Genomic DNA, 19,954 nt, shown 5'->3' on the forward strand with positions numbered 1-19,954 from the left:
CCTGTGTTTAAAATTATAGGGAATATATGTTCGTATATCATCATGGGGGGTTGGATGCAAAACTCTTTATTATAACATATATAAAATCGTTTTTGGTGAAAACACACAAATCCTGTGTTTGAAATTATAGGGAATATATGTTCGTGTTCTGTCGCTTAATTAATAGTGACAGATGGGTTTTAATCGGTTAAATGTAAATCATTTATAAAGGTTTGCGTTTGCTTTGAACAGGGCATTTTTTAAGAAAATGGTATAATCCTGTTAAAGGGAGGAATTAGAGTGGATGAATCCTATCAAGTAATGAAAGATGCAGAGGAGTTTTTCTATCCACAAATGAGATAGGGGTTTTTGTCATTCATGTGTATGGTTAGGTTGGCAGCCATGGTACTCATTCAGTGACTGTTCTTTTATACCGTTGGAACACAATTGTCATGTAGTAACGTTAGATAATGATAATGAATGAATTTCAGAAAAATAGAAGCTCATTATTTAGAGAAAATCCCAAGTATAAACGAGTATGTTCCTATACTTGGGATTTTTAAACTTACACGAAAATTATTCGACAAAATTCGGGGAGTGACAGGCACCCTAAAGGCACCCTAACTTAAAACCCCAGTCCTGGTTTATCGAGGCAATTGATGTGTTGTCCGCTGTATCTAATGCCAGATGCCGCGAGGATTTGGTCTATGTTTTTAAGCCATAGTGGTGCATCCATATCCGCATAAAGGATATTTCGGTGGGCGCATGCTAGATGAATGGCGGCGGAAACAGAGATTGGGGATTCCATCATACTGCCAACCATACATGGGATACCTGCCGTCTCGGCAATGTCAGCAATTGCCAAAGCCTCGCGGATTCCTCCGGTTTTCATTAATTTGATATTAAATAAATCACATGCTTGCATTTGGATAAGGCGAAGTGCATCTTTTACTGAAAAGAGGCTTTCATCCGCCATAATTGGTGTCTCCACATGTTGGGTTACGTAGCTAAGCCTTCGAAATCAGCCGCTTGAACAGGCTGTTCAATTAATTCAATATTTAATTGTTCCCTTTCCAAAGCTTTGATAAAACGAACTGCCGTTTTAACATCCCAATTTTGATTTGCATCAATGCGCAGTGTAATGTCCTCTCCAACTGTTTGACGAAGCATTCTCATACGTAATAAATCATCCTCGAATGTTCCACCGATTTTCACTTTTAACGTTTGAAAACCATCGTTTACCAGGCTTGTTGCTTTCCTTGCCATATCTGCTTCTTTTCCAATGCTTAATGTCATGTCTGTAGTTATTTTATTGCGATAACCACCTAAATATTGATAAAGAGAAATATCATATTTTTTTGAAAATAAATCATATAAAGCGATGTCAACCGCAGCTTTAGCACTTGTATTACCAACACAGGAATCACGTACTAACGTTAATAGTAGTTCGATCGATTGTAGGGGTTTTCCAATTATTGCTGCTTTTATTGGTCCAAGAATAGCACCTTGAATACTCTCAAAGGAATCCCCTGTAATTTTTAAAGTGGGGGAGGCAGCTCCTACCCCGCGAATTTGCTCATCCGTTTCAATATGGACGGTTAACGTTTCTATTTCACTCACACTGCGCACCGCAGTTATGAACGGTTCTTTTAATTCATGTTTTGTCGTTTCGATTGTAATATCTGTAATCATTGTTGTCCTCCTCATGTACAGTTTATGGGCATCTATCTATAGAAGTGATAGAATTTGTGCAACCAGCAGTCCAAAATAAGTTCCTAAAAAAGAACCAGCTAATGCCATTAAAACACCAACTGGGATTAATGAACGATTATACGTTCCGGCTAGAATTGGTGCTGATGCCATTCCACCGATATTAGCCAAACTGGCAATACCGAGTGTAAACAAATCAAGCTTAAATAATTTGGCTAGTAAAAGCATAACAATTAGATGAACAGCCATTATAACGAACCCACTCAGTATATAAATAGGTGCTTGAAATAGCTGAGTAAAGTCAGCCTGTGAGGCGATTAAAGCAATAATAATGTATAGCATCACATTCGCAATATCCAAAGACCCGGCAATTTTTGAAACAGGCGTCATTGCAAGTAGCAATCCAACTGCAGAAGCGATTGTAATCGTCCAGGTCGTAGCATTGATAACGGTACCAAGTTCTGGCAATTTCTCCCCAAGGTTGATTGATACTGCAGAAATAAGGAGGCCAAGTCCTAATAACAACATCATTTGAGGGAATCCGATTCGCCTATCATCCGTTTCATTTTCTAGTTCAACCTGGATCTTATCCAAATGGTCTGTTTTTGCACCTGTCCAACGGTTGAATTTTGCAGCAAAGGGTACAAGCCAAAACATAAACATGACCCAGACGGAATAGTTGACCGTGTCCATAATAAGCACATAACCAAAGATATTTTCAGGAACATTAAGAACCCCTTGCACTGCTACAAGATTGGCAGATCCACCAGTCCAGCTTCCTGCTAGAGCCCCAAATGCTTTCCAAGTATCCGGTGCATACCAGCTGCTGAAGATGAGAAAAGCAATGGTAAAACCGGCAATAATACTAACAACTGCAGTTCCATACCCAAGCAGCATTTTTGGCCCAAGTTTTTTTAGCTTTCTTAAATCACAATTAAGCAGCATGAGTACAATCATGGCCGGCAGAAGTATACCTCTAAGATTACTGTTTGTTTCACTGATCGGTTCTGTATCACCGAAAATTCCGAAAGTACGCAGCAAAGCCGCGCCAATATAAAGCAATACAATACCAGGCACATATTTGAAAAATTTGCTGGATGAAGTCTTTTCTGACCACGCGATCACAGCTGCAAGTGCAATGAGTACACTAAGATATAAAAAAGTATCTTGAATCATAGCAAATCCCCCTAATATAAAATTTTAAAAATAAAACCCAGCATGGAGCAATATTAATAATATTGTTCCATGCTGGGTTTCACCCTGTTTAAAGGTAAAGCAGCAATTATGAATTTTTAATTTGGTTATACTTTTTTACAGCATCCCTGTATGCTACAATTAAACCTTTTTGAGATGAACCGAAATATCGGGATTCAATCTTTTGTATAATTGTATCTGGATCTGTAAATGTTTCGCCTATTAATAAAGAGCGGATAAATTTTGCTGTTAAGTCAATGGTTGTTGAACTCTCCACATCAACAATCTCATCTTTTCGTGTATCAACAACAAATCCGATGAAGAGGCTACTGTATTTCAATGTAATTGGATTATTGGAGGGAGCCTTCGCATCTCCAACAACATAAATCGTATGCTCATCAAACATTCAAACTATCCCCATCCACCATAATGTATGCGATTTCACTGCTTGAATTATACCATAAATTATGGTGCCTGTCACTTCCCGATTTTTGTCGAATGAAAGAAGGTCAGAAAAAATCCCGAATACCAAGCTGGTTCAACCTGTATTCGGGATGCTTTAGTTCCATGACTTTGCGTCAGCGTGGATTCTCTACTTTGCATGGGATAAATATATTTTCTTAGAGATAAGTGTTTGTATGATGATAAATAAACCTCCAACGGCCCAGTATAATGGTAATGCTGCTGGTACGTTCAGAGACACAATGCCAATCATGACTGGCGAGATAATTCCCATGATCGCCATTTGCTGTTTTTGTTTTGGACCAAGTCCGATTAAGGATATTCTCGATTGAATAAAGTAAATGACTACAGCAAGAAGTGTGAGCAGGATATCTGTCTGGCCTAGATCAAACCATAAGAAACGATGTGAAGCTATCTCCGGTGTCCTTCGAATCGCATAAATGAAGGCGATTAGAATTGGGAATTGCAGGAGCAACGGCAGACAGCCCGCAAAAGATACGAGTGGATTAAAATTATGCTTTTGATAAAGCTGCATCATTTCCTGCTGCATCTGGACTTGTGATTCACGATCTTTCTTACTTTTATATTTTTTTTGAATCGCATCTATTTCAGGTTTGAGAATTTTCATTTTGTCCTGTGTCTCGATACTGCTACGCGTTTGTTTCAGCATAAATGGCATAACCGCAAGGCGGATGACCAATGTAATGATAATAATGGATAGTCCGTAGCTTCCATTGAGATAAGAAGCTAAGCTTTTAATTAAAACTGAAAAATGATAGACAAAATAATGATTGAACCATCCTGACGTATTTTCGTTGATTGGTTCATGTAAATCAGAACAACCTGATAAAATGAATAAGGCTAACAGGATGCCGATAAAGCTATGTTTTTTAAAAACGGTGAATACAGAACGTTTTTCCATTCTCGTCCTCCTCTATTTTCAATAGCTTTGGTGAAAAAAGAGAAGGAATCGCTGTCCGTATCATCATCAGGCGCTTCGATTCGCTTAAATTTGTTTGTAAGCCATTTTCTAATTTCTAAATTTTCTACAATGGGTTCATCGGTCGCAAATTTTTCAACTTGAACTTTAGCCGAATGTTTAGTGTGAAGTTCGCGGTACTTCATGAATTGGTGCACATTAAAATGGATTAACTGCAATGCCCCCACCGTAGCCCAAAGCAAATTAAAATAGAAATAAAATGGTGACGTACCATTGATAAACTCATTTAACAAATCAAGAACCATCTGTATTCACCTCCTCCGTAACTAATTTAACAATTATTGTAACATTCTTTCAAGGTGCCTGTCACTTCCCGGTTTTTGTCGATTTTTTTCATTTTACAAAGAAATGTTTTTGAAATATTACGTAATTATCGTAAAAAACGTTTACCTGGCGGGAATTTTGTTGTATTCTTACATATAAATATTTTGTACGCTTTTGCAATTTTAAGTTGATTGAGGTGCTTCAATGAAAAATTCAACACGAAAAGTACCGAAAAAAAACTGGTTAGTCATCATATTTATTATCGTTTTTCTTTTTTTGCTTGGCAGTGGAGTGTATGCTTCAGTGGTGTATTATAATGCCAAAAACACAATCAACAATAAAATATATTCGCCTGTGGAAGCAATTAACCCAAATGATTCCAAAAACAAAATAAAAGCTGCGGGAGCTTTAAATATTTTATTGATGGGCGTCAAAAAAGAAGATGGCAAAGAAAGTACAGATGTGATGATGATTCTTTCTTTAGAACCTGAAAAAGATACGATGCGCCTCATTAGTGTTCCGCGTAGTACGAGAACTCAGATCGCTGATGGAAATATTAATGACAGGGTGAGTAATGCCTATATGTATAACGGGGTAGAAGGATCTGTTTCTACGATGGAAAATTTTCTTGAAGTTGATATCGATTACTATGTCAGTATGAATATGACTGGTTTTGAAGAATTCATTGATGAACTGGGCGGTATTACCGTTGAAAATGACATGGAATGGAATGATGGAACATATTCTTTTAAAGAGGGTTTAATCGACTTGGATGGTGATAAGGCAAGTCACTTTGTTCGGGACCGGGAAGAAGATCCAAATCAAAATTTTGGAAGAACAAAACGTCAGCGTAAAGTAGTTCAAGGTGTAATCAGCCGTGGAGCTAGGGTTGGTACTGTCCCAAAGGTTAATAAATTAATCCATACGTTAGGACGAAATATGGCTGCCAATTTGGATTTTGATGACATCAAAAAATTGCTCACGAAGTATAAAAATACCAGAAAAAATATTATAAATTATTATATAGAGGGTAACGAAACATATATTGATGGTGAATCTTACTTAATCGTACCTGAGGATGAAAGACAAAAAGTGCATGACATGTTGACCAATGGATAGATCGAAATGCTCCCTGCTTCGAAGTTGTTTTTGCTAAGTGAAAAGGGATCATTTTTCAAAATCAATGACAATAAACATCATTTCCCGGGAAATATCGACGAAAATGCTGGAATTGAACACTGTTCAAAATGTTTGTTTTCTTTCCGTTTAGGTATAAAAAATCAGTTCCTTATAGTGGATATTCAGCATCATTCTACAGTATTTTCCTGTTTTTACAGATTAAAGGGAATATGTAAATTATTTTTCAAAGCTTTTCCTTTATTTTGAGTTATTTTATTGACTTTTATAAAAAAAAATACACTATGCTAGAGTCAAAACAAGATAGTAAAGTGGAATCGGGTGGGGTATGTAAAATCCGGTTTTTCTTTTATGATAGAGAAGAGGTATATATCATGAAATTGGCTGATAATCAAATCATTAATCAAAAACTGCATGAGCTGTTTGAAAAGTATTCTATTGATAAGGATGAAAAAAAGCTCCAGTCACAAAATTACATGGATGCTGTAAAAGATTTAATTGCATTATGCGGTGATGACCCTAACCGCCAGGGGCTGGAAGAAACGCCGTTTAGAGTGCTTAAAGCGCATCTTGAATATACGGAAGGATACAGGGAAGACCCGAGAGAGCATTTGCGGAAATTCTTTGATGTAGATCACAATGAACTAGTGGTTGTCAAAGATATCGAATTTTATTCTTTATGTGAGCACCATTTTGCCCCGTTTTTTGGGGTTGCTCATGTTGGTTATATTCCAAATGGAAAAATTACTGGGTTATCAAAGATTGGCAGAATGGTAGATGGGTATGCTAAAAGATTCCAGGTGCAGGAACGACTAACAAACCAGATTGCAAGTGCCATGGATGAAGTGTTGACCCCCCTTGGTGTGATGGTTGTAGTCGAGGGGAAACATATGTGTATGTGTGGAAGAGGCATTAAGAAAAAGGATTCCACTACAACGACAACCGCTTCAAAAGGACTTTTTACAGACAATCCGGAGCTACGAAAAGAATTTTTATCACTTCTTGATCGGTAAGGTTGCACATGAACGCTAGACCAGTTTCAAGTCAAAGAATTAGTTCAATGTAGGTAGGTGAATGTGGTGAAGCATGCGATTATTACAGCCGGCTCCAAAGGACTTGGCAGAAAAGTAACCGAACATTTTCTGAAAAATAATTGCTCCGTAACGGTAAATTATCTGAGTGATGTAAAAAGAGTGGAAGCACTAAAAGAAGAATGGAAAACCTATAATGATAAATTGCAATTTGTTCAAGGGGATGTAACGAAAAAAGAGGACATTGTCAAAATTGTAAAGCAAGCAAAAGAAAAGTTTGGAAGAATTGACTACTTGATTAATAATGCAGGTCCCTATGTATTTGAAGAAAAGAAATTAGTAGATTATGAAGATGATGAATGGTATAAGATGTTGGAAGGGAATTTAAGTTCCGTATTCCATTTCTCTAAATTAGTTATCCCAATCATGCGTGAACAGCAATTTGGCCGAATTATCACATATGGATTTCAGGACGCAGAACACTGTCCGGCTTGGTTGCATCGTTCTGCATTCGGCGCAGCAAAAGTAGGACTTGTTTCATTGACAAGGAGTATTGCGACGGAAGAGGCGAAAAACGGGATTACCGCTAATATGGTTTCGCCCGGTGATATTACTGGAAAAATGAAAGAAGCGGATATCGATACAGCTAGAACAATCGAAGACACAACTACTCCTGTCGGCCGTCCAGGTTCAGGCGAAGATCTGGCACGTCTTATAGGCTTCCTATGTGAGGAAGACTCCGACATGATTACAGGAAGTGTCGTTTCAGCTGCAGGCGGAGTCCATGTTGCAAACCAAAACAAACGAAAAACCCTTTCCTATAATTAGGATAGGGCTTTTTTGTATGAGTGCCTGTCACTTCCCGAATTTTGTCGAATAAAAGTCCATTAAAAGAGAGGGAGCTCTTCTAAGTAAAGAATATCATCGCGTCTTGCAGCGTCACCCTCCGCTAAAATAGCAGCCTTAGCCACAACGGCCCCACCAGCTTTATTTACTAACTTCTCAAGTGCGCTGATGGACTCACCAGAACTGATGACATCATCGATTAACGCAACACGTTTTCCTTTCAAATATTCAGCGTCTTGTGAACTGAGAAATAATAATTGCTTACGTTGCGTTGTAATGGAAAAAACTTCGATAACAAGCGGTTTTTCCATATAAGTTTTTACACTTTTTCTGGCCACAACGTAGCGATCCATTCCCATCCCTTTTGTCATTTCATGGACAAACGGAATTCCTTTTGCTTCTGCTGTAACGAGAACGTCCACCTCAGGCAATTTTTCAGCAAGAGCAGGAGCTGCTGCAATAACAAGCTCCGTATCTCCTAAAATAACAAAACTTGCTATTTTTAAGTTCTCATTTACAGGGACAATCGGCAGTTTCCGTGTTACCCCTGCTACTTTTAGTTCATAAGTTTTCATTTGTCAACCACCTCTATTTATTTATCCAATTTCATCTTTATTACATTTAAAAAATACCGAGTAAAAACTGCATGATAACGCCAGCCAACATCCCTAAAAAAGGATCAGAAATAGCGGTGATAATCATGGTTACACCACCAATTATGCTTGACTCACCTCCAGAAGTAAGTGCAGAAGCTGCATTGTTAGGCAATGTAACAATAGCACCTAAGACAAATAAAAAGCCTGTAATCGAAGCGCTTGGTACATATTTACCGATTTTAGGTAATAATTTCATGCCAAGAATAATAGCCATGAGTCCCATCATTAAAACACCAGCAAAGACTGCATGGGGAGCGCTGGCAGTTGCAGAGATAACAACTTCCACTGGACCACCGCCAACAAGAGCAGATCCCATATCAGCTAGACTGCTGATAATGGTGATAGTATCTATATTTACCGTAGAATCTGCAATATCGGCATTTATTTTTCCAAAGGCAATATTCGCACCAATATTCAAACAAACCATCGCTAGGGATCCACGAATAATCGTCGGGCTTAGTTTAGGCCTTTGGAGGATAAATTTTTCCTGTGTTGCATTTTTACCAGCACCAGGTTTCTCTTTTTGTATGAAAAAATAAATGAAGCTGGATAAAATAACGGAAATGGTAATCGTATAAACAAGATCATTTGTTGCAATATACGTAATAAGCGCGCTGGCAAAGGAAGAAATACCGACGATGCGATCATTCTTAGCCATATTCCAGGCCACCTTTGCAAGCATAATCCCAACTCCAGCCATCATACCGTTTGTAATGACTGGACCAATCCAATCTATGATTTTCTCTAGAATTCCGAACATTCCTATGATAAGCATTATGAGTGCGCCATAGAAAATCATTGATAAGCGATCCCGAATATTTTTCCCCATTGTTCCTGCTACCGTAATTGTCTCTGCCTGAAATGATATGACAGCGACATTGCTCGTCAATGTATTTCCGAACGCACCAATAATGAAGGCAAGAGCAGTGGGAACAGATGCAAAGCCGAATGTCATGGCAAGCAAACCTTGAGGAAGACCGTTAAGCACACCACTTATTGCTGCAAGTATATCCTTTAGAATATCCATCTCGTTTCCCCTTTTTTAGTAGAATAGATCGAAAAAATATTTCTTAAATACCGAACAATAATAACATTAATCTGTTTAATGTTCAACTTTTGAGTATGGTGCCTGGCACCACCCGAATATTGTCGGAAAATATAAAAGGTCGGAGCAGGTTCCTTTTCAGGTACCGTTCTCCGACGCTTTAAGTCTATTATCATCTTATTGTGGACCAGAATTTTTCTTTGTCTAATTTATGAGCAAATTTGACATTTCAGTATATACAATTCGACAAAAATTCTAAAAGTGCTTCTCCTTCCTTATCGATTCAACCTACTCATCGTCACATAGATGGATACTGCTTCACTACCAGTGTTTGTAAATTCGATCATTTCATCGTTCCCGCAATGAATAACGTCGTCTTCTACGACATCAACTTTCTCTTTGTTAATGGTAAAGGTTCCTTCCCCTTGGACCACATGCAAATATAACTCATAACCCGGATGATTATGGGCAGGCATTTGCTGGTTTGGCAAAAAATTAAGCATAAACATTATGCTGTTTTTTGTTCGAAATACGTCTTTTTTCGTAAAGCTCTTTTTATCGAATTTCTGAGCTGTTTTAATGGTCTGTTTTTCCATTTGGTTCATCTCCTTTGTTATACGAACTGTTCTACATTCCACTTTACACGATAAGTGGTCTAACCTAACTATAAAATGCTTGTGTTTGCGGAAATTAAAATGAATAAATTCACATTTTTGTCGGTTTTCAATACTAAAAAGGCAGATGGTTCAATGATAAAATGGTAATAGACAACGAAAGAGAGGGGTGTGTAACGTGCAGATGGAAATGCTCGCCTATTCACATGAAAACAATGTAATTTCCAAACAGCTATATACGTTATTAAATGAAATAGGAACCCCAATGAAAAAACAGCAAAATGAATACCTTTTTCACAGCGGTATGGATGCTAATGAAATTTTCTTATTAAAATCGGGGCTTGTTCACATCGCATTACTCACGTCTGATGGAAAAGAGTTGTCACTAAGAATATGTAAAAAGGGCGATATCGTTGGTGAATTGACCGTGTTCAGTGACAATCCTCAGTATTTATTAAGTGCTAAAGTAATAGAGCCCGGTGAGTTGCTCGTAATCAACAGAGAGAAATTGGAAAGAGAGCTAATGACAAATAGTGCACTGACTTTTGAATTTATGAAATGGATAAGTGATCACATGCGCAAATTTCAATTAAAGATTAGGGATTTATTATTGCATGGGAAGAAAGGCGCACTATATTCTACACTTATTCGCTTGTCAAACAGCTTTGGCAAAAAACAAGGCGATGGTATTTTAATTGACCTCGTACTGACAAATCAAGAACTGGCAAATTTTTGTTCAGCAACGCGTGAAAGTATCAATCGAATGCTGACCGATTTAAGAAATCTAGATGTGATTGCAATGACTAAAAAAGGGGAAATTCTCATTAAAGATATTGCATTTTTAAGAAATGAAATCGGTTGTGAGCTTTGTCCTATTCAAGTTTGTAATATCAATTAAAAAAAGGGGGGAGCTGCCACTGTGCTCCCTTCTTTCGGTTTGCTCAGGCGCTTCTTTTTTCCAATGTGATGTATCTATTAAATCATACATCTAGTTCTTCGGTAGTTAAAAATATCACACCCTTTATGCAAACATAATGCCATCCATTTATTATTTTTCATCCTTTATGTGACTAACTTCACTTTGTATAAAATTATTTTCGTTTAAAATGAAGTAAATACGAAACTATAGTAGTAAAGCGAAGATAGGAGAATGAAGATGAAAAAGGCAAATGTTCAACTTTCCCTGCAAACGTCAAGTCTGATTGCTGGATTTATGGTTTGGGTGATTATCTCTTCTTTAATGCCAAGTATTAAGGAAGACATTACATTAACCCCAGGACAAGTGTCACTCGTTACAGCTATCCCTGTTATACTCGGATCTTTGTTAAGAATCCCCATTGGTTTTTATACAAACCGGTTTGGGGCAAGAAACATGTTCGTCATCAGTTTTTTGATCTTATTGTTTCCAGTTTATTATATCAGTGAGGCAAATTCATTCATCGACCTCGTTATCGGCGGACTCATACTCGGGGTAGGAGGAGCTACATTTTCAATTGGTGTTACCTCTTTGCCTAAATACTATTCGCCAGCAAAACATGGTCTTGTTAACGGAATTTATGGTGTTGGAAACGTAGGTACAGCACTAACAACCTTTGCTGCTCCTGTGCTGGCAGCATCGATTGGATGGGTGAATACTGTACGCTTATTTTTAATCCTGTTGCTTGTATTTGCTTTGTTAAATTTCCTGCTAGGGGATAAAAAAGAAGTGAAAGTTAAACAGTCGATGGTAAAACAAATTAGTGGCGTGTACAAAAATATGACACTATGGTTCTTGAGCTTATTCTATTTTATTACATTTGGCGCTTTTGTGGCATTTACTGTATTTTTGCCAAGTACGCTTGTAGATGACTTTCATCTTACCCCAGTTGATGCTGGTCTGCGGACTGCAGGCTTTATCGCGCTTGCAACTTTTATCCGGCCGGTTGGTGGGTGGTTGGCGGATAAATTCAATGCATTTATCATTTTGATGTTTACTTTCTTAGGTGTAGCCTTATCAGGTGTGCTGCTTTCATTCTCACCAACTATTGAATGGTACACAATCGGTGCTTTAGTTGTTGGTGTAAGTATCGGAATTGGAAATGGAACCATATTTAAATTGGTACCTCTTTATTTTTCCAAACAAGCCGGCGTTGTCAACGGCATTGTCTCTGCAATGGGAGGACTTGGCGGCTTCTTCCCTCCGCTATTATTGACTGCGGTTTATAATATCACTGGCCAATATTCCATTGCTTTTATGTTGCTTTCGGAACTGGCACTGGCAAGCTTTATCATTGTTATTTTTATGTATTATAGTGATCGGATGTCCATGGAAAGAAATATTATTGAAGGTGTAGCGGAGGGTGTTATGGTTACGAATAAGCGAGGCATTATTCAAAACGTAAATCCAGCTTTTACACGCGTAACGGGATTTACGAAAGAAGAAGCTATCGGGAGAACACCAAAACTGTTATCATCAGGAAAACATGATAAGGCCTTTTATAATCATATGTGGAATTCCATTGAAAAAAATGACCACTGGGAAGGCGAGATCTGGAATAAACGCAAAAATGGAGATATATACAAAGAATGGCTCAGCATTAACAAAATAAAAAACAGCAAAGGGGAAGTCCAATACTACGCAGGAATGTTTTCGGAATTGTAAGCGGGGGAGAATTAGTGCCTGTCACTTCCCGAATTTTGTCGAATGATATATTTATTTTAAAATTATGGCTCAGCTGCTACTGCGGTTGAGCCATACTTTTTTTAAAGGTCACAACGCAAATTCGACATAAATTGACTACAATCGGGAAGTGACAGGCACCCATCATTCTATTGAAATATTTGTAACACTTCTGTAATATAGAAAGGGGTTATTTTTTGTGAACCTATTTTGCTAGATAAGGATATAAAGGGGACTTGCTTTGTGGTAAGGCGTAGGAAAATTTTGAGTTGGTTCGTTACTGTTGTAATCGTATTTTTGGCCACACTAGGTATTAATAAACTCGTGCATGCAACGATTCATAAAATGAAAGATAAGCCGGTTCAATCAGAGGAAACGGAAGAAGTAGTTAGCAGCAAGTATCCAAATTTAGAGTTAAAAATAGAAACGAAGGAAGCAGATACATATCGAATCTTTGTGCATAAACCTATAACAGAAGGTACTAACATCAATACTTCCATTGATAAATGGATAAATAATCAAAGGAATACGTTTTTAGAAGAAATGGAGGAAAGAGAAACAGGGCTAAAAGAGAAAGAAATTCAGGGAGAATTAAATGTTCAAGTGGAGACAAAGAAAATTACGGATGAACTATATAGCCTTGTTTTTCGTGTCTATACATATACAGGTGGAGCAAATGGCCAGCAAATAATGAAAGTATTCAATGTCGATATAGGACGAGATAAATCTCTGAAACTATCAAATGTTATTGAAATAGATGAGGAATCATTACCGGAAATTCAAGAATTAGTGAAAGAGGAACTGCAAAAGAAGGAAGAAGTAAAACCGTTTATTTTTGATGACTTACTTGATGAAACATTGAAGCAACCAGCTAAATGGAAATGGTCACTTGATCGAAAAGCCCTGACCCTCTACTTCGATGAATATGAAATCGCAGCTGGTGCAGCGGGAACGATCGAATTGGAAATTCCTATTGAAAAACTCTATGTATATTTAAATGATGATATTGATTCCATCCTAAAGATGCCGAAAGAACAGCAAAAAGAAAAGGAAAAAATCATTCAAAAAGAGCATGAAAAAAGGGAAGAACTTGACCCCGATGGTAAATATATCGCCTTAACATTCGATGATGGACCTAGCGAAAAAGTGACTCCAGGCGTGTTGAAAACGTTGGAAAAATATGATGCGAAAGCTACTTTTTTTATGCTCGGAAGTCAAGCTGATCATTATCCAGAACTTGCCTATGAAGTTGCATCTGCCGGCCATGAAATAGGTAATCACTCTAGGGGACATCCGGTACTGCCTAATTTAAATAAGGAGGGCATTAAGGATGAATTGGACTATACACATGAAAAACTGAAAGAAGTTACTGGGGTTTCACCGGGTTTGATCCGGCCACCATATGGTGCTTTTAATTCTGACGTAGTGGAGTATGCGATAGATCATAATACTCAAATTGCCATGTGGTCGATCGATTCCTTGGACTGGAAATCAAGAGATGCAAAATCGATTGAAAAGATCGTATTAAATGAAGCAACACCAAACGCAATTGTGCTGATGCATGACATACACTCATCAACAGCAGATGCCTTGCCAAAAATCTTAAAAAAACTAAAAGAAGAAGGGTATGAATTTGTTACCGTATCCCAATTACTAAAACTGAAAGAAGAAAATGACGTCGGTCCATACTATGGAGAAGTATGAAGTAAGAGGACAGTCCCCCACTACGCTAAAGTGATTAAGCAGTGGGGGACTGTCCCTATTTGGTATGCTTTTATGTTTTTGTTTGACAAAATTCTGGTGGTGCCAGTATCCATAGAAAGGCACTTGTGGGAAGCAGGAACCTGGCGCCTCGAGAAAAACACGGCTCCTAGTAATACGGCGAAATTAAAATGTATACAAGGACGCCGGTGAAGCTAACATAGAGCCATAGCGGCATGGTCCAGCGTGCGATTTTTTTATGTCTTTCGTGTTCCATATTCCACGCGCGAGCCACACTTGTAAGAACAAGCGGTACAATCACTGCAGCAAGGATAATATGTGTAATTAAAACAAAGTAATACAGTCCTGCCATGAATCCTTCTCCACCATACGAAGTAGAAGGTGCTAAATAGTGAAATGTCACGTACGTTACGAGAAAAAGAGTAGTTGTCACAAGCGCTGCATAAATAAAACGGCGATGCACTTTGACATTTCGTTTTAAAATAGCAATAAGTGCACCAATTAAAAATAGAAAGGTAAAGCTGTTAAAAATAGCATTCATCAGTGGCAAGATCGTCACGTCGAATAAATCAAAATCTTCTTTGCCGGGCATACCTGACAAAATCATAATCGCACCAATTAAAATGATTGATATCGTAATGATTGCCGGACGGTAATTACGTTTTTTTACTTGCCTGCCGTATTCCTCATGGTTGTTTATATCCATTCGTATTCACTCCAACTCAAGGTTTCAATATATATTACTAAGAAAGTTTAACATAATTTTTGTACCTCTATCTCTTCCGGGAAAAAGTTTCGAAAACCTGTCAAATATATTTACACGATCCCCCTTTTTAACCAACGGGAAATGGTACGTATTTATCTATATTTCCATCTTCGTTTAAGCAATATCATTGATCCGCCTACACCCAAAATGAGCCAGACTTCCGGAAAATCAAGTGCGGTAAGATAATTTCCATATAAAACTGCAAGTACTATAAACGTTCCCTTGATATAATGATTCCAATGTGTCAGTTGAATAACGCCTGTTACAAAAAGAATCATTGCAGCAAGAATTGGACCGCGGGCATCATGATGGATTAAATAGAAAATATAAAAATATACAGCTGCAAACCAGCTAATCGCTCCAAAATAATGGGTGAATGTAGGCATTCGCTCAAACATATATAACAAAGCAAAAGCAATAATTGCCGTGAAGAAAATAAGTACAATGATATCGAGAATCCAGAAATAAGTATTCCCAAAAAATTTAGCTAAAAAATTTCCATTCACATATAAATATAGCATATATGCTAAATAGATCATGATCGGTGGTAATACATATCGTAAAAACAAGTTTCCATAACGATCACGAAACATCGTTTGTTTATGATCAGCAGATTCGGATGCCTCTTTGGACCGCTTCATCTCCTTATATTCTTTGCGTGTTACCCGCGGTGTTGACTGCGGCTCATGAACTTCGTTTTTCGCTTCTGGAGAATGTTCCTGATCTATATTCTCTTCGTCCAAGTCATCTTTATTTTTATTCCAAAAAAAGCCCACTTGTTAGCCTCCATCTGTTTATAAAATCGCTGTTATTAGTATACCAAAATTTTAAATGAAAACACGAGTAGCATGGAGAAGAAAGAAAAGAGTATTGCTTTTAAAATAAAGTATAAAATTCAGAATCATCTTGACAATGATAAAAATGAAAGGTACTTTAATACTATTCTAGCATTGCTATAAAAAGGAAGGGAATAACATTGGAATATATTGCTGTGTTTGCTATTGGAACATCTTCCATGAAGGGAGTGCTGATGAATCAGCAGGCAGAAATGTTACACACTGATTCTGCGTTGCTCGATACTCATTTCGGACCAAGCGGGCAAGTAGAACAACACCCCTACGATTGGTGGAAAGGTTTAAAGGAAATTACCTCAAAGTGGTGGAAAAGTGGGGTTGACCCGAAGCAAATTGTCATGATTACATGCACGGGCCAAATGGAAAATGTCATTCCAATCTCTAAAGATCCTGAATGCCTGAGTTTATCGTTCTATTGCTTAACTTTCTTGGTTTATTGCGCGACTAAAATCCACACTCTTTTTCCTATGGAACTTCTTTAAACCGATAAGTAAAAATCATCTAATGAAGTAAATTTTGTATTATATGATGATGGATTTATAGAATAGTGAGGTGAGATGGATGCAATCACAGGCATTTATTGATTTCCTGGTTTATTTTCAAGGAGTCCGTGATTATTTTCAATGTCATGAGGTTTTGGAGGACGAATGGCTAAAGGATCCTCCGGGTGAAAGAAAATCGTACTTGAAAGGATTTATTGCCATTGCAGTTTCTCAGTACCATCACCGCCGCGGTAATTTTAGAGGGGCTAAACGTGCAATGGAAAATGCCGTAAAGCGTTTGAAGGATGACCATTCTGTGATTCAATCTTTTGGACTTCAAGCAGATGTGCTGATGGACCAGCTGAGGGAGAAAATAAGAGAAATTCACGCGGGAAAACCTTATAAAAGTATCAATTTTCCAATTAAGGATTCGGAACTTATCCAGATATGTCAAAAGCTTTCTAGGAGAAAAGGGTGTGTATTCGGCAACCCGAGTGATATGAGCGATGAACAATTGATACATAAGCACCAGCTGCCAAATAGGGATAAGATTATCTCTAAACGAGAAAAAGCATATAGAAGGAAAAAGCGATGGAAACAAGATAAGGAGGATTAATGGAGTGAGAAAGTATGTCATCATTTTTAGTTTGATTTGTCTAGCTTTCATAAGTGCGTGTGAAACAGCTACAAATGTCGATCATGATCATGATAACGAAAAAGAAAAAGCTCCCATCATTCAAACAGAAGGAAAACCTGAAATGGATAAAGCAACGTTAGAGGAAGATGCGTTATTTCGTTTTGAAGGGGAAGTAGATGGCGCAAAGTTCTTTGCTTATTTCTTTGCTGAAAATCAAGCGGAAAAGTCATTAGAAGAAACCAGTTTCTTTGGTCAAGAGGGAGACCCAGTGGTTTCTGGAGAATATGATTTTTATCTGGCAGAAAAGAATAGTGATGTAGCGTATAAACAAACACAACTGGATTCCTTGGACATGAAATTTAACATCGATCATCATCTAAAGAATACAATAGAAGTAGAGGGCTACGATGTGTTTATGGTATTTGCAAATGAAGTACCAAAGTTTATCTACCCATATATGTTTATGCTACAAAATGGTGAATTAGTGAAGATCGATACAGAAGATCTTAAAGCTCCATCAACTACGGAGTTTAAAGTGTTTGATGATAATAAACTTCAGACAGCATATTTGGTTAATAATAGAAGTGGACAGAACGGGGGATGGCACTTTCCTACTTTGGAATTTGATGCCGAGCAGAATCAATTAACCTTAATAAAAGAAGAAATCTATAATGATATAACTTATCCTCCGAATGGCTTTGATTACGGTCATGATCGTTATGCTACATGGATGGACGAGGAAGCATCGATCATCCCTTATAAGGAATCAGAAGAAATGGAAGAATGGGAAATCACGAAAGAGATATTGAACGAAGCTGCAGCGGGCCGAATCGCTGACACACCTGTTAAGTTGAACGACAATATTAAAAAAATGAGAAAAGAAAATAAGCGAATTCAGTTTGAAAACTGGTATGAGGGCGGCAAAGTTTTATATTATCCGGGTTACAATGTTGGATATGCTCCCAAGCATCTGGAGTCCTCAGATGGCAAGGTTACCATGATCATTATTCCTGGGGAACGCATTCACATGACCGTTTCAGAAATAAAAGATACATTAGGAAAACCACGTCGAGATATGTATGATGAAATGTCTGAATCCAATTTGCTTATTTATATAGAAGGAAAAAATCATTTACACTTTGTTTATGATGAGTCAGATGGTAACGTGAAATCCGCTGTACTAAGAGAAGCGGATAAAGGAGAGATGTAAGATTGCTGGAATCCTTCATTTTGCAGATTTTGAAGGGAGAACATTTATCACTATTAGATTGAAATTGGATATACACTCAGACCACAGAACGCTTGAAATAATCAAAAATCCTTCCACAGAAATATTTAGTGGAAGGATTTTTTCATCTCTTAATTGAGCTGCAACGATTTCTTGGAATTCATGAGCGCATCAATGACATAATCTGCACTGATCACTTCTGCACCATCAACAATATTTTCTTTTGAGACACCATTATGCTCCATGCAGGCAGAGCACACTTTCAGTTTTCCACCTTGCTCCATGTAAGTAGGAAGCAGGTCTTTGATCGGTTTAAACGGGGCTCCGATATCAATTTTATCCGCATAATTTTTCTCTGCAAGGTGAACCGCATTAGATAACAGTAATATTTCAACGGTATGTCCCTTTTCGAGTGCCTTACTACCCATGGTGAAGGCAATGGTTACGTTATTTTCATCGCTTTCATGAGCAGTTAATGTAATCAGTAAATCCGCATAATTCATTGTGATAGCCTCCTTATTTTACGATCATTGTAGGGATAAGATAACCTTTTCCAGCATAAAAAACAAGAAATGTGTTTGATAGGGTAATGTAAAAATTAAAATTATTTGAATAATAGGAATTTATCCCATATAATAGTCGATATTACGAAATTGTAGAAAGGTGAGCGGGGATATTGGAGATGAAAAAGTTAAGGGTTTTATTTATGAGTTTATTATGTTTTATTTTCATTGCAGCATGTTCTCCTGGGCAGTCTAGTGAAGGAAATCAGGCAAATGCAGCAAATAACGAAGAGCAAAAACAAGCAGAAAATAAGGATGAAAAATCACCGTCCAAGCTACAGGAAATAATCGATAAAGGAGTCATTCGTGTCGGGACAACTGGAGATTATAAACCATTTACCTACTTCAATCCTGAAACAGAAGAATTTGAAGGCTATGATATTGATGCGGCGAAAATACTTGCTGAAGATCTGGGTGTTGAGGTGGAATTTGTAAAAACAACATGGCCGGATTTAATGGATGATCTGCTAGAAGATAAATTTGACTTTGCAGTTGGTGGAATTAGCCGAAATGTGGACAGGCAGAAAACAGCGCACTTAACAGATGCGTACTTTGATTTTGGAAAAGTAGCTCTCATTCACAAAAAGAATAAGGATAAATTTAAGAAACCTGAAGATTTGAATCAGCCTGATGTTAAAGTAGGTGTGAATCCAGGTGGAACAAATAAAGAATACGTGGATGCGCATTTAAAAGATGCGGACGTGACGGTTGTTGAGGAAAATTTGGACATTCCCGGCAAGGTAGCGGAAGAAACATTCGATGTGATGATCACAGATACTGTGGAAGCTGATCTGTATGCCAAGGAGGATTCACGCCTTCGCGTTGCATTTAGGGATGATACACTGACGAAAAGCCAAAAAGGCTATATGATGCAACAAGGTGATCCTATCTTCCAAAACTGGATCGACGTCTGGATGGACGAGATGAAATTAAATGGTGAATTTGAAAAATTAGAAGAAGAGTGGATGTAAGTTTTATAGCTATTCATGTAAAAAATGATCGTTGTCGATGGGCGATAACGGATCATTTTTTCGTTTTTTTAAAAAGCTTTTGTCAATAAATGACAGACTATTGAAAATACATTGACAACTACTTTGATATTGCT

At 37.6% G+C, this 19,954-nt stretch carries 20 protein-coding genes and 1 pseudogene; 10 read left to right on the top strand and 11 right to left on the bottom strand.

The annotated features are described in order from the left end of the window. Nucleotides 1-604: 604 nt before the first annotated feature. The 5 genes and pseudogenes from GZ63_RS18800 to GZ63_RS0105810 all read right to left on the bottom strand — a co-directional run bounded on the left by GZ63_RS18800 (nucleotide 605) and on the right by GZ63_RS0105810 (nucleotide 4,590). Nucleotides 605-1,671 (bottom strand): annotated as a pseudogene (locus GZ63_RS18800) (dipeptide epimerase). 36 nt (nucleotides 1,672-1,707) lie between these two features. Beyond that, nucleotides 1,708-2,865, bottom strand: a complete 1,158-nt coding sequence (locus GZ63_RS0105795) for a DUF819 family protein (protein ID WP_029267760.1) — start codon at nucleotides 2,863-2,865, stop codon at nucleotides 1,708-1,710. A gap of 106 nt (nucleotides 2,866-2,971) precedes the next feature. Beyond that, nucleotides 2,972-3,289 carry a DUF3870 domain-containing protein gene (locus GZ63_RS0105800; protein WP_029267761.1) on the bottom strand — a complete coding sequence of 106 codons (318 nt, stop codon included), beginning with the start codon at nucleotides 3,287-3,289 and terminating at the stop codon, nucleotides 2,972-2,974. A 186-nt stretch (nucleotides 3,290-3,475) separates the two neighbouring features. Further along, nucleotides 3,476-4,267 (bottom strand): membrane protein insertase YidC, encoded by a 792-nt coding sequence (gene yidC / locus GZ63_RS0105805; protein WP_029267763.1) that lies wholly within the window; start codon nucleotides 4,265-4,267, stop codon nucleotides 3,476-3,478. After that, nucleotides 4,207-4,590, bottom strand: a complete 384-nt coding sequence (locus tag GZ63_RS0105810) for a hypothetical protein (protein ID WP_029267766.1) — start codon at nucleotides 4,588-4,590, stop codon at nucleotides 4,207-4,209. Before GZ63_RS0105810 ends, yidC begins: the two co-directional genes overlap by 61 nt. Nucleotides 4,591-4,813: 223 nt before the next feature. Here GZ63_RS0105810 and GZ63_RS0105815 point away from each other — a divergent pair, with 223 nt between their 5' ends. The 3 genes from GZ63_RS0105815 to GZ63_RS0105825 all read left to right on the top strand — a co-directional run bounded on the left by GZ63_RS0105815 (nucleotide 4,814) and on the right by GZ63_RS0105825 (nucleotide 7,605). Continuing rightward, nucleotides 4,814-5,728, top strand: a complete 915-nt coding sequence (locus GZ63_RS0105815; RefSeq protein WP_029267767.1) for an LCP family glycopolymer transferase — start codon at nucleotides 4,814-4,816, stop codon at nucleotides 5,726-5,728. Nucleotides 5,729-6,120: 392 nt separating this feature from the next. Continuing rightward, entirely contained in the window at nucleotides 6,121-6,759 is a 639-nt protein-coding gene (gene folE, locus GZ63_RS0105820; protein WP_029267769.1) for a GTP cyclohydrolase I FolE, read from the top strand. A gap of 66 nt (nucleotides 6,760-6,825) precedes the next feature. Beyond that, a complete protein-coding gene (locus GZ63_RS0105825; protein WP_029267772.1) occupies nucleotides 6,826-7,605 on the top strand; it encodes an SDR family oxidoreductase in 780 nt (259 codons plus the stop codon). Between the two features lie 59 nt (nucleotides 7,606-7,664). Here the strand turns inward: GZ63_RS0105825 and GZ63_RS0105830 are convergent, their stop codons facing one another. From GZ63_RS0105830 to GZ63_RS0105840, 3 genes are all read right to left on the bottom strand, one after another. After that, a complete protein-coding gene (locus GZ63_RS0105830; protein ID WP_029267774.1) occupies nucleotides 7,665-8,198 on the bottom strand; it encodes a phosphoribosyltransferase family protein in 534 nt (177 codons plus the stop codon). Nucleotides 8,199-8,244: 46 nt separating this feature from the next. Then, nucleotides 8,245-9,306: a guanine permease gene (locus GZ63_RS0105835; RefSeq protein ID WP_029267776.1), complete on the bottom strand. Its 1,062-nt coding sequence runs from the start codon at nucleotides 9,304-9,306 to the stop codon at nucleotides 8,245-8,247. Nucleotides 9,307-9,599: 293 nt separating this feature from the next. Further along, nucleotides 9,600-9,920 carry a cupin domain-containing protein gene (locus GZ63_RS0105840; RefSeq protein WP_029267778.1) on the bottom strand — a complete coding sequence of 107 codons (321 nt, stop codon included), beginning with the start codon at nucleotides 9,918-9,920 and terminating at the stop codon, nucleotides 9,600-9,602. Between the two features lie 202 nt (nucleotides 9,921-10,122). On the opposite strand from GZ63_RS0105840, the gene GZ63_RS0105845 reads away from it, so the two are divergent. From GZ63_RS0105845 to GZ63_RS0105855, 3 genes are all read left to right on the top strand, one after another. Beyond that, complete coding sequence (locus tag GZ63_RS0105845) at nucleotides 10,123-10,836, top strand: Crp/Fnr family transcriptional regulator (RefSeq protein WP_029267780.1); 714 nt, start codon at nucleotides 10,123-10,125, stop codon at nucleotides 10,834-10,836. 258 nt (nucleotides 10,837-11,094) lie between these two features. Beyond that, nucleotides 11,095-12,579, top strand: a complete 1,485-nt coding sequence (locus GZ63_RS0105850; protein WP_029267781.1) for a nitrate/nitrite transporter — start codon at nucleotides 11,095-11,097, stop codon at nucleotides 12,577-12,579. Between the two features lie 282 nt (nucleotides 12,580-12,861). Further along, a complete protein-coding gene (locus tag GZ63_RS0105855; RefSeq protein WP_156947685.1) occupies nucleotides 12,862-14,301 on the top strand; it encodes a polysaccharide deacetylase family protein in 1,440 nt (479 codons plus the stop codon). A 166-nt stretch (nucleotides 14,302-14,467) separates the two neighbouring features. Here GZ63_RS0105855 and GZ63_RS0105860 read toward each other — a convergent pair whose 3' ends face one another. Further along, nucleotides 14,468-15,025 (bottom strand): DUF420 domain-containing protein, encoded by a 558-nt coding sequence (locus GZ63_RS0105860; RefSeq protein WP_051681407.1) that lies wholly within the window; start codon nucleotides 15,023-15,025, stop codon nucleotides 14,468-14,470. Nucleotides 15,026-15,177: 152 nt separating this feature from the next. Further along, nucleotides 15,178-15,861 (bottom strand): hypothetical protein, encoded by a 684-nt coding sequence (locus GZ63_RS0105865; RefSeq protein ID WP_029267787.1) that lies wholly within the window; start codon nucleotides 15,859-15,861, stop codon nucleotides 15,178-15,180. A gap of 200 nt (nucleotides 15,862-16,061) precedes the next feature. Here GZ63_RS0105865 and GZ63_RS0105870 point away from each other — a divergent pair, with 200 nt between their 5' ends. The 3 genes from GZ63_RS0105870 to GZ63_RS0105880 all read left to right on the top strand — a co-directional run bounded on the left by GZ63_RS0105870 (nucleotide 16,062) and on the right by GZ63_RS0105880 (nucleotide 18,268). After that, the gene (locus GZ63_RS0105870; protein WP_029267789.1) at nucleotides 16,062-16,421 is read left to right on the top strand and encodes an FGGY family carbohydrate kinase; all 360 of its coding nucleotides are present in this window, start codon (nucleotides 16,062-16,064) and stop codon (nucleotides 16,419-16,421) included. 79 nt (nucleotides 16,422-16,500) lie between these two features. Next, entirely contained in the window at nucleotides 16,501-17,037 is a 537-nt protein-coding gene (locus GZ63_RS0105875) for a DUF309 domain-containing protein (RefSeq protein WP_029267792.1), read from the top strand. A 4-nt stretch (nucleotides 17,038-17,041) separates the two neighbouring features. After that, nucleotides 17,042-18,268: a hypothetical protein gene (locus GZ63_RS0105880; protein WP_029267794.1), complete on the top strand. Its 1,227-nt coding sequence runs from the start codon at nucleotides 17,042-17,044 to the stop codon at nucleotides 18,266-18,268. A gap of 149 nt (nucleotides 18,269-18,417) precedes the next feature. On the opposite strand, the gene GZ63_RS0105885 is transcribed toward GZ63_RS0105880, so the two are convergent. Further along, entirely contained in the window at nucleotides 18,418-18,789 is a 372-nt protein-coding gene (locus GZ63_RS0105885) for a DsrE family protein (protein WP_029267796.1), read from the bottom strand. Between the two features lie 179 nt (nucleotides 18,790-18,968). Between GZ63_RS0105885 and GZ63_RS0105890 the strand changes: the two genes are divergently transcribed. Continuing rightward, complete coding sequence (locus GZ63_RS0105890; RefSeq protein WP_029267798.1) at nucleotides 18,969-19,820, top strand: transporter substrate-binding domain-containing protein; 852 nt, start codon at nucleotides 18,969-18,971, stop codon at nucleotides 19,818-19,820. The last annotated feature ends 134 nt before the right edge of the window (nucleotides 19,821-19,954 follow it).

This window comes from Virgibacillus alimentarius (genome assembly GCF_000709085.1).
Classification (GTDB): Bacteria; Bacillota; Bacilli; order Bacillales; family Amphibacillaceae; genus Virgibacillus_B; species Virgibacillus_B alimentarius.

Excerpts from the sequence above, each read along its gene's own strand:
- GZ63_RS0105795 (WP_029267760.1), bottom strand. The coding sequence starts at position 2,865 with ATGATTCAAGATACTTTTTTATATCTTAGTGTACTCATTGCACTTGCA.
- GZ63_RS0105800 (WP_029267761.1), bottom strand. The coding sequence starts at position 3,289 with ATGTTTGATGAGCATACGATTTATGTTGTTGGAGATGCGAAGGCTCCC.
- yidC (WP_029267763.1), bottom strand. The coding sequence starts at position 4,267 with ATGGAAAAACGTTCTGTATTCACCGTTTTTAAAAAACATAGCTTTATC.
- GZ63_RS0105810 (WP_029267766.1), bottom strand. The coding sequence starts at position 4,590 with ATGGTTCTTGATTTGTTAAATGAGTTTATCAATGGTACGTCACCATTT.
- GZ63_RS0105815 (WP_029267767.1), top strand. The coding sequence starts at position 4,814 with ATGAAAAATTCAACACGAAAAGTACCGAAAAAAAACTGGTTAGTCATC.
- folE (WP_029267769.1), top strand. The coding sequence starts at position 6,121 with ATGAAATTGGCTGATAATCAAATCATTAATCAAAAACTGCATGAGCTG.
- GZ63_RS0105830 (WP_029267774.1), bottom strand. The coding sequence starts at position 8,198 with ATGAAAACTTATGAACTAAAAGTAGCAGGGGTAACACGGAAACTGCCG.
- GZ63_RS0105835 (WP_029267776.1), bottom strand. The coding sequence starts at position 9,306 with ATGGATATTCTAAAGGATATACTTGCAGCAATAAGTGGTGTGCTTAAC.
- GZ63_RS0105840 (WP_029267778.1), bottom strand. The coding sequence starts at position 9,920 with ATGGAAAAACAGACCATTAAAACAGCTCAGAAATTCGATAAAAAGAGC.
- GZ63_RS0105845 (WP_029267780.1), top strand. The coding sequence starts at position 10,123 with ATGGAAATGCTCGCCTATTCACATGAAAACAATGTAATTTCCAAACAG.
- GZ63_RS0105850 (WP_029267781.1), top strand. The coding sequence starts at position 11,095 with ATGAAAAAGGCAAATGTTCAACTTTCCCTGCAAACGTCAAGTCTGATT.
- GZ63_RS0105860 (WP_051681407.1), bottom strand. The coding sequence starts at position 15,025 with ATGGATATAAACAACCATGAGGAATACGGCAGGCAAGTAAAAAAACGT.
- GZ63_RS0105875 (WP_029267792.1), top strand. The coding sequence starts at position 16,501 with ATGCAATCACAGGCATTTATTGATTTCCTGGTTTATTTTCAAGGAGTC.
- GZ63_RS0105885 (WP_029267796.1), bottom strand. The coding sequence starts at position 18,789 with ATGAATTATGCGGATTTACTGATTACATTAACTGCTCATGAAAGCGAT.
- GZ63_RS0105890 (WP_029267798.1), top strand. The coding sequence starts at position 18,969 with ATGAAAAAGTTAAGGGTTTTATTTATGAGTTTATTATGTTTTATTTTC.